The sequence below is a fragment of the Exiguobacterium artemiae 255-15 genome, from assembly GCF_000019905.1.
Lineage (GTDB): Bacteria > Bacillota > Bacilli > Exiguobacteriales > Exiguobacteriaceae > Exiguobacterium_A > Exiguobacterium_A artemiae.
The window spans coordinates 139,698-147,500 of sequence record NC_010556.1; the positions used below are offsets into that span (position 1 = coordinate 139,698).

10 protein-coding genes and 1 rRNA gene (1 of these 11 cut by a window edge) are annotated in these 7,803 nt (G+C 48.5%); 10 read left to right on the forward strand and 1 reads right to left on the reverse strand.

What is annotated here, in order from left to right; all coding sequences use genetic code 11:
* Positions 1 to 4 precede the first annotated feature (4 nt).
* The 6 genes from EXIG_RS00815 (at position 5) to rpsI (ending at position 4,231) form a co-directional block, all read left to right on the forward strand.
* The gene (locus EXIG_RS00815) at positions 5 to 835 is read left to right on the forward strand and encodes an energy-coupling factor ABC transporter ATP-binding protein (RefSeq protein ID WP_012369037.1); all 831 of its coding nucleotides are present in this window, start codon (positions 5 to 7) and stop codon (positions 833 to 835) included.
* Positions 823 to 1,680 carry an energy-coupling factor transporter ATPase gene (locus EXIG_RS00820; protein ID WP_012369038.1) on the forward strand — a complete coding sequence of 286 codons (858 nt, stop codon included), beginning with the start codon at positions 823 to 825 and terminating at the stop codon, positions 1,678 to 1,680. The genes EXIG_RS00815 and EXIG_RS00820 overlap by 13 nt, the downstream gene beginning before the upstream one ends.
* Entirely contained in the window at positions 1,677 to 2,468 is a 792-nt protein-coding gene (locus EXIG_RS00825; protein WP_012369039.1) for an energy-coupling factor transporter transmembrane component T family protein, read from the forward strand. Before EXIG_RS00820 ends, EXIG_RS00825 begins: the two co-directional genes overlap by 4 nt.
* Positions 2,468 to 3,217, forward strand: a complete 750-nt coding sequence (truA, locus tag EXIG_RS00830; RefSeq protein WP_012369040.1) for a tRNA pseudouridine(38-40) synthase TruA — start codon at positions 2,468 to 2,470, stop codon at positions 3,215 to 3,217. Before EXIG_RS00825 ends, truA begins: the two co-directional genes overlap by 1 nt.
* Positions 3,218 to 3,372: 155 nt before the next feature.
* A complete protein-coding gene (rplM, locus tag EXIG_RS00835; protein WP_012369041.1) occupies positions 3,373 to 3,810 on the forward strand; it encodes a 50S ribosomal protein L13 in 438 nt (145 codons plus the stop codon).
* A 28-nt stretch (positions 3,811 to 3,838) separates the two neighbouring features.
* On the forward strand, positions 3,839 to 4,231 hold the full coding sequence (gene rpsI / locus EXIG_RS00840) for a 30S ribosomal protein S9 (RefSeq protein WP_012369042.1): 393 nt from the start codon (positions 3,839 to 3,841) through the stop codon (positions 4,229 to 4,231).
* A 93-nt stretch (positions 4,232 to 4,324) separates the two neighbouring features.
* On the opposite strand, the gene EXIG_RS00845 is transcribed toward rpsI, so the two are convergent.
* Complete coding sequence (locus tag EXIG_RS00845) at positions 4,325 to 4,615, reverse strand: hypothetical protein (protein WP_012369043.1); 291 nt, start codon at positions 4,613 to 4,615, stop codon at positions 4,325 to 4,327.
* Positions 4,616 to 4,716: 101 nt separating this feature from the next.
* Between EXIG_RS00845 and EXIG_RS00850 the strand changes: the two genes are divergently transcribed.
* The 4 genes from EXIG_RS00850 to EXIG_RS00865 form a co-directional block, all read left to right on the forward strand.
* A complete protein-coding gene (locus tag EXIG_RS00850; protein ID WP_012369044.1) occupies positions 4,717 to 5,349 on the forward strand; it encodes a M15 family metallopeptidase in 633 nt (210 codons plus the stop codon).
* 183 nt (positions 5,350 to 5,532) lie between these two features.
* Positions 5,533 to 6,564 carry an iron-sulfur carrier protein/transcriptional regulator SalA gene (gene salA / locus EXIG_RS00855; RefSeq protein ID WP_012369045.1) on the forward strand — a complete coding sequence of 344 codons (1,032 nt, stop codon included), beginning with the start codon at positions 5,533 to 5,535 and terminating at the stop codon, positions 6,562 to 6,564.
* A 3-nt stretch (positions 6,565 to 6,567) separates the two neighbouring features.
* Positions 6,568 to 7,173 carry a KinB-signaling pathway activation protein gene (locus EXIG_RS00860; RefSeq protein ID WP_012369046.1) on the forward strand — a complete coding sequence of 202 codons (606 nt, stop codon included), beginning with the start codon at positions 6,568 to 6,570 and terminating at the stop codon, positions 7,171 to 7,173.
* Positions 7,174 to 7,514: 341 nt separating this feature from the next.
* A 16S ribosomal RNA gene (locus EXIG_RS00865) occupies positions 7,515 to 7,803 on the forward strand; it runs 1,273 nt beyond the window's last position.

The window sequence follows — 7,803 nt, forward strand, 5'->3', positions numbered from 1 at the left end:
AGACATGACAAAGCTGATTGAGTTGGAACAGGTGACATATCGTTACCCGGAACAAGAACAACCAGCCTTACGGAATGTCTCTCTTTCGATTCATTCGCAGGAATGGGTCGCGATCGTTGGACACAACGGCTCTGGAAAATCAACGCTGACGAAGCTGTTTAACGGATTGTTGCTTCCTGAAGAAGGAACGGTTACTGTCAATGAGACATTCTCAAGTGCAGTACCGGAGCAACTGTGGGAGATGCGCCGCGCAATCGGTATCGTCTTTCAAAATCCGGATAATCAATTCGTTGGCACGACCGTGCGCGACGACGTGGCATTTGCCCTGGAAAACTGGGGTGTGCCACGCGAGGAAATGGTTCGTCGTATCGACGACAGTCTAGCGCGCGTTGGCCTTACGGATTTTGTTGATCGGGAACCCCATCAACTATCCGGCGGACAGAAGCAGCGTGTCGCAATCGCCTCGGCGCTTGCGATGCGCCCTGATGTTCTCGTGCTCGATGAAGCGACATCGATGCTTGATCCGATTGCACGAACTGAGGTTATGTCGACCGTTCAGGAATTATATGAGCAACACCCGATGGCCGTCGTTGCCATTACACATGAACTCGATGAGGTCTTACGGGCCAGTCGTGTCATTGTCATGGATGCGGGGCAAATCGTTTTAGAAGGGACACCGCAAGAGGTGTTTGCACAATCCGCGTTTCTTGAGCAGATTGGACTAGATGTTCCATTTGTCGTCCGGGTGCAGGAGCAACTTTCAGTACGTGGTCTTACTTATGAGGACACGATACTAGATGAAAGAGACTTGGTGAACCGCTTATGCCAATCTTAATCCAGGAATTAAACTATACGTACCAACTCAATAGTCCGTTTGAACGAGTCGCGCTGCGTGATGTGAATCTTGAGATTCCGTCAGGGGCGCTTGTTGCGTTTGTAGGGCATACCGGTTCCGGGAAGTCGACACTCGTCCAACACATCAACGGCTTGTTGAAACCAACAGCTGGGAAGGTACAGGTCGATGACATCATCATCGAACCGAAACGAAAACAAGATTTAAAAGCACTCCGGAAACGGGTGGGTCTTGTCTTTCAGTATCCGGAATATCAATTGTTCGAAGAAACCGTCTTGAAAGATGTCATGTTTGGTCCGATGAACTTCGGTCACGCACCGGCAGAGGCAGAACGGTTAGCGAAAGATGCCTTACGTACCGTTGGACTCGATGAAGTCTTTTGGTCACGTTCTCCGTTTGACCTGTCTGGTGGGCAAATGAGGCGTGTTGCGATTGCGGGCGTACTCGCTAGTCAACCAGACGTGTTGATCGTCGATGAACCGACAGCAGGACTCGATCCGCAAGGACGGAAGCAGATGCTTTCTCTCTTTGCCGAGTTGCATGCACAGTCAGGAATGACATTGCTGTTGATTACGCATGACATGGACCAGGTGCTGGAATATACGAACCGCGTCGTCGTCATGGAAGAGGGCCAGGTTGCGTATGACGGAGAACCAATGGGTCTATTCCGTCAAGAAACGTTACTGCGTCAATTCCATCTCGATTTACCCCACGTTCTGGCCTTTGCCTGGCAGATGGCCGATCAATTGAACCAACCGCGTCCATCGCTTCAGACGGAAGCGGAATTGATTGACTGGATTTTGCATGTACGGGAGGATAAACGATGATTGTAGGACAACATATACCGGGAACGTCGTATTTACATCGTTCGTCTGCCGTTGCGAAAATCATTTTTGCTTTCTGTTTTATTCCGCTTGTCTTTTTGGCCAATAATGCGGCAACGAATATTTTTTTATTGCTGTTTACGTTTTTTGCGTTAGCCAGCAGTAAATTACCGATTCGTTACGTCTTAAAGGGGCTCCGGCCGATCTTATTCTTAATTATCTTTACGTTCATCATTCAACTGTTGTTTACGCGTGAAGGGGCCGTTCTGTTTGAATTCGGCTGGTTCAAGATTTATGAAGAAGGATTACGTCTCGCGATCATCGTTTCGCTCCGCTTCTTTTATCTGGTCTCGATCACGACACTCGTCACGTTGACGACGTCACCGATCGAACTGACGGATGCGATTGAGTTGCTCCTGAAACCGTTTAAGGTCGTCCGTGTCCCGACCCATGAAATTGCCTTGATGTTGTCGATTTCACTCCGTTTCCTCCCGACCCTGGCGGAAGAGACGGAAAAAATCATGAAGGCGCAGCAGGCACGCGGGGTCGATTTATCGGCGGGACCGATCAAGGAACGTCTGCGGGCGATCATTCCTTTGTTGATTCCACTGTTCATCTCGGCATTTAAGCGGGCGGAAGATCTGGCAACGGCGATGGAAGCCCGCGGATACCGCGGCGGTGAAGGACGGACCCGGCTCCGTGAGTCCAAGTGGACAACACGCGATACGGGATTGATCCTGCTTCTGGTCGCCCTCGGACTGTTGCTGGTGTATTTACGGGGAGGATTTTGATGCGACGCTTTAAATGTACGATTCAGTATGACGGAACGGACTATTCCGGGTATCAGGTGCAACCAAACGGTCTGACGATTCAGGAAGTCCTCGAGAAGACGCTTGGACGGATGCACAAGCATCCGGTCAAGGTCATCGGTTCCGGACGTACGGATGCCCGTGTGCACGCACAGGGACAAGTCATTCATTTTGATACGGAGCTTTCGATTGCACCGGCAAGCATGGTGAAGGCTTTAAATACGTTATTACCGGACGATATTCGCGTTCGGGACTGTAAAGAGGTCGCTTCTGACTTCGAAGCAAGGTATGATGTAGTAGGGAAAGAGTACCGGTACTTCGTGCGCCGGACGGAAAATGCGTTTCGGCGTCATCAATCCGTCCTGATTCCGTATTCGCTCGATGTTGCGCAAATTCGTCTGGGATTAGCGCATTTAGTCGGGACTCATGACTTCAGTTCGTTCTGTGTCGCGAAGACAGAGACGGACAATCGTGTTCGGACGATTTATGAAGCGGAACTGATCGAACAAGGGGAAGAACTGATTTTTCGTTTTCAAGGAAGCGGTTTTCTCTACAATCAGATCCGGATCATGGTCGGCACGTTGCTTGATGTCGGACGCGGTCGATTTGCCCCGGATGACATCAAACGGATGCTCGAAGCGAAGGATCGAAACGTCGCTGGTGTGACGGCACCACCGCACGGGTTATACCTTTGGGAAGTTTTCTACCCAGAGTCTAAAAAAGGCATTTGACATTAGCCGCTAAAAAACATACAATGTTTATTGGCATTTCATTTATTATGAAACCACAATCTTAGCCCCGTACACCTAAGATTCTGATAGATTCAAACAGTGAATAAATGAAAAATCAAAAAAGAAATTTTTAAATTCCTTAGGAGGTATTTTACATGCGCACAACTTTCATGGCGAAAGCTACTGATGTAGAACGCAAATGGCTCCTTATCGACGCAGAAGGCAAAACACTCGGTCGTCTTTCGAGCGAAGTTGCTTCACTTCTCCGCGGTAAGCACAAACCTACGTTCACACCACACGTTGACTGTGGGGATCACGTTATCCTCATCAACGTTGAGAAAATCGTTTTAACTGGTAACAAACTCGACAAAAAGGTCTACTACCGTCACTCTGGTCATCCAGGCGGCTTGAAGCAGACTGTCGCACGCGACTTACTCGCTAACAAACCTGAGCGTATGCTTGAACTCGCGATCAAAGGGATGCTTCCAAAAGGTAGCCTCGGTCGTCAAATGTTCAACAAACTCCACGTTTACGCTGGAGATACTCATAAGCAAGAAGCACAACAACCAGAAGTTTACGAACTTCGCGGTTAATTAATACGAATTTAGGAGGAACTACACGATGGCAGATGTACGTTACTACGGCACTGGTCGCCGTAAACACGCGGCAGCTCGCGTTTTCCTCGTTGCTGGAGACGGTAAAGTCACAGTTAACGGGCGCGATATCAGCGAATACTTCGGTTATGAAACATTAATCATGACTGCAAAAGAACCACTTGTACTCACAGAAACAGAAGGCAAATACGATATCATGGTAACGGTCAAAGGCGGCGGCTTCACTGGTCAAGCAGGCGCAATCCGTCACGGTATCTCACGTGCTCTTCTTCAAGCGGATCCAGACTTCCGTGGAACACTTAAAGCTAAAGGTTTCCTCACACGCGATGCTCGTATGAAAGAACGTAAAAAATACGGTCTTAAAGCAGCACGTCGTGCACCTCAGTTCTCAAAACGTTAATCGTTTTATCTCTCATCCTTACGGGTGGGAGATTTTTTTATGTCAAAAGACCGCTCTTTAATTAAAAAAAGCGGTCAAGCAATGGTCTGTCGTTCAAAACGTACGTCGTCGTATTGTTCGGATGAGGAATAAGAGTGCTGTGAGAGCAATAAACGTCAGCGGGATACTCCGGAGGAAAAGATGCTGTAAAAATGCAAGAGGATCATTCGCCGTCTGTGAACCGACTGCACCGGTAAAAGACGTCTCCTGACTTAACACCGTGCTGTTTTCAGGGAGAGCGGGTTGATAAGCTATATTTGCTTCATGCCCTGCATAAAAGTAAATTGCATAGCCGATATGTAAGAGGACTGCGATGACGCTTGCGAAGACTAACAGTTTTTTCATCAAAAAACTCCTTTTTCCGAATGATTGGATAAGAACACGTCCATCGTCAAGTATACCGGATTCGGTTTTTGGGAACAGGTTACAAAGGAGTGTGATGAAAGATGACAGTATCAGTCAGTTGGTTACTCGAACGAGCCAACCGGAAATTAAATGTTCCGGGACTGTCGCCGGAAGTTGCCCGGAAAACACGCCAGGTCATCCGTGAACTCCATGTCAGAGGGATTTACGTCGGTGTGGCTCAAGGATTCCGCTCCTATGCCGAGCAGGAGAAGTTGTATGCACAAGGACGGACGACTCCGGGGGCAATCGTCACGAACGCCCGGGGGGGACAATCGAATCATAACCGGGGCATTGCCGTTGATCTGTTTCAATATTCCATGGACGGCACGGAAGCGATCTTTAATACGGATGAAAACTTTCAGCAAATCGTTCACGCCATGAAGCGGCAGGGTTTTTCCTGGGGCGGGGATTGGAGCGGCTTTAAAGACTACCCTCACTTTGAATTAAACAAAACGACGACAGACGTCTTGGTGCCTTATCTGGGGAATCCCCTTTATAAAGGAGCCGTCAACATGAACAGCCGGGACATCGAGCGGATCCAGCGGGCAGTCAAGGCGACGGTCACGAAACGCTTTGATGCGGAAACAGCGGAGAAAGTACGTGCTTACCAAAAACGGCAAGGACTTACGGTCGATGGTGTCGTCGGACCCGCAACGTGGAATCGGATGTTTTAAACACGCCGGGACCCCCTTTTTGCAGTTGCGAAGAGGGAGGTCTCTTTTTTTAATCTCCTTTTCGTCCGTTTCCTTGGTGTCGTCAAGGAAATGTCATGCTTTCCGAGTCGAAATGTGCAAGCGCTATCTTATTTTTGTTATACTGAAATGGATTAAATCGAACGTTCTCAGGGGGAAGGCATTATGTTGAATGAACAAGAAATTCGCGAGGTAGTCGGGCAAATGATCGATCCGACGATTGAACGCTCGCTTACAGATACGAATGGGATTCGGGATGTCCGCATCAAAGGAGACTATGTCAGTCTTAAAATCGCACTTGCGCAAGCAGGATCCGGCGAACAGCTTGCGTTACAACAACAGATCGTCAAAGAGTTGAAAGAAAAAGGATTCAAGACGGTCGGGTTACGTTTTGAGGCACTCGGCGATCACGGTATTCAAGCAGCAACGACACCGTCGATTCTTAAACCAGAGTCGGGCACGACGTTCATTGCGATTGCTTCCGGTAAAGGTGGCGTCGGAAAATCAACGGTTTCTGTCAACTTGGCAGTTGCCCTCGCACGGGCGGGCAAAAAAGTCGGATTGATTGATGCAGATATTTACGGATTCAGTGTACCGGACATGATGGGCATCGAAACCCGTCCGACGGTCGTCAACGACCGGATTGTTCCACCTGAACGTTTTGGCGTAAAAGTCATCTCGATGGGCTTCTTCGTCGAAGACAATGCACCTGTCATCTGGCGTGGTCCGATGCTCGGAAAGATGTTAAACAACTTCTTCTCTGACGTCGAATGGGGCGACCTCGATTACTTACTTCTTGATTTACCACCGGGTACAGGCGACGTGGCACTCGATATTCATTCAATGTTGCCAAGCTGTCAGGAACTGATTGTCACGACACCACACGCAACTGCGGCATTCGTCGCAGCACGCGCAGGAGCGATGGCGATCAAAACTAACCACCGTTTACTCGGAATCATCGAGAATATGGCGTATTTCGAAAGCAAGGTAACGGGCGAAAAAGAGTATGTGTTTGGTTCAGGCGGCGGAGAGAAGTTGTCAGAAGCGTTAAAAACAGATATTCTAGCTAAGATTCCACTTGGACAGCCGTATGCAAATGACACGGACTTTGCACCGTCGATTTACCGTGACGACCATCCATTTGAAACACACTATAATGAACTCGCAGCGCGTGTCATCGAAAAAGTAGAGGGATAATGAATGAAGACTAGAGGATTTTTGAAGCTGTTTTGGATGACGCTCCTGATCGGGACGCTCGCCGGCTTCGTGTTTAACCTTGTCGCTGAACCGGGTTATGTCCGCAATCAATCGATCAGCGGATATGTTACAGCCCTGGCTTACAGCAGTACATGGACAGCCATCAGTTTGATGGGATTCTTTTCGTATCTGATCCTTCACCGGGTCGGACTCGATATTTTTCGGGGAGCTAAGCTGTGGGACCGGGTTCAAATCGTCTTAATCGCATTTGCGTTATTCGACGGAATCTACCTTCGCGGTCTTGCTTTCGGATTTGAAAAAACAAACCTGTATATCGGAGAGATGGTTGTCTTATTGATCATTGCGTTTTTTGTCGCTCGGACGAAAGCCCGCGAGACAAACTTCACGGCGTTCGTGCCGACACTCTTTTTGATGACAGTCATCACATTGATTGAATGGGTTCCGGCTCTTCAGGCGACACAAGACAAACGGATGTTATGGGCGGCACTTGCCACATTACTCGTTTGTAATGCGTATCAGATTCTGATGTTGCACCGGTTGCAGGAAAAACCGAATTCAGCGAATGCTGCGTCGGGGAAAAGAGCATAAAAGAAAAGGGCGCCGCGCTACCGTTTTATCCGGTCAGAGCGGCGTCCATCTTTTTTAATGTTTTTTTAGAAAAACAGTTGACGTAAAAAACAAGAGTTGATATATTAATACATGTCGCTGAGGCACACGCCACACAGGCACGTCGAAAACGAAAAAAACTTACGAAAAAAGTTATTGACACCAGTTAATAGTTTACTGTAAGATTTAAAAGTCGTCAAACGACATATCGGACTTTGAAAACTGAACGATGAGGCAAAAAACGTATCTTCGGATACAAACAATGAATGAAGCGCAAGCTTCGTCAACGTGACTTCGGTCACAACAACGAGCAAGTCAAACACTTTATGGAGAGTTTGATCCTGGCTCAGGACGAACGCTGGCGGCGTGCCTAATACATGCAAGTCGAGCGCAGGAAGCTCACGGAACTCTTCGGAGGGAAGTGAAGGGAATGAGCGGCGGACGGGTGAGTAACACGTAAGGAACCTGCCCCAAGGATTGGGATAACTCCGAGAAATCGGAGCTAATACCGAATAGTTCTTCAGACCGCATGGTCTGATGATGAAAGGCGCTCCGGCGTCACCTTGGGATGGCCTTGCGGTGCATTAGCTAGTTGGTGGGGTAATGGCCCAC

Excerpts from the sequence above, each read along its gene's own strand:
- EXIG_RS00820 (WP_012369038.1), top strand. The coding sequence starts at position 823 with ATGCCAATCTTAATCCAGGAATTAAACTATACGTACCAACTCAATAGT.
- EXIG_RS00850 (WP_012369044.1), top strand. The coding sequence starts at position 4,717 with ATGACAGTATCAGTCAGTTGGTTACTCGAACGAGCCAACCGGAAATTA.
- salA (WP_012369045.1), top strand. The coding sequence starts at position 5,533 with ATGTTGAATGAACAAGAAATTCGCGAGGTAGTCGGGCAAATGATCGAT.
- rplM (WP_012369041.1), top strand. The coding sequence starts at position 3,373 with ATGCGCACAACTTTCATGGCGAAAGCTACTGATGTAGAACGCAAATGG.
- EXIG_RS00845 (WP_012369043.1), bottom strand. The coding sequence starts at position 4,615 with ATGAAAAAACTGTTAGTCTTCGCAAGCGTCATCGCAGTCCTCTTACAT.
- EXIG_RS00825 (WP_012369039.1), top strand. The coding sequence starts at position 1,677 with ATGATTGTAGGACAACATATACCGGGAACGTCGTATTTACATCGTTCG.
- EXIG_RS00860 (WP_012369046.1), top strand. The coding sequence starts at position 6,568 with ATGAAGACTAGAGGATTTTTGAAGCTGTTTTGGATGACGCTCCTGATC.
- rpsI (WP_012369042.1), top strand. The coding sequence starts at position 3,839 with ATGGCAGATGTACGTTACTACGGCACTGGTCGCCGTAAACACGCGGCA.
- truA (WP_012369040.1), top strand. The coding sequence starts at position 2,468 with ATGCGACGCTTTAAATGTACGATTCAGTATGACGGAACGGACTATTCC.
- EXIG_RS00815 (WP_012369037.1), top strand. The coding sequence starts at position 5 with ATGACAAAGCTGATTGAGTTGGAACAGGTGACATATCGTTACCCGGAA.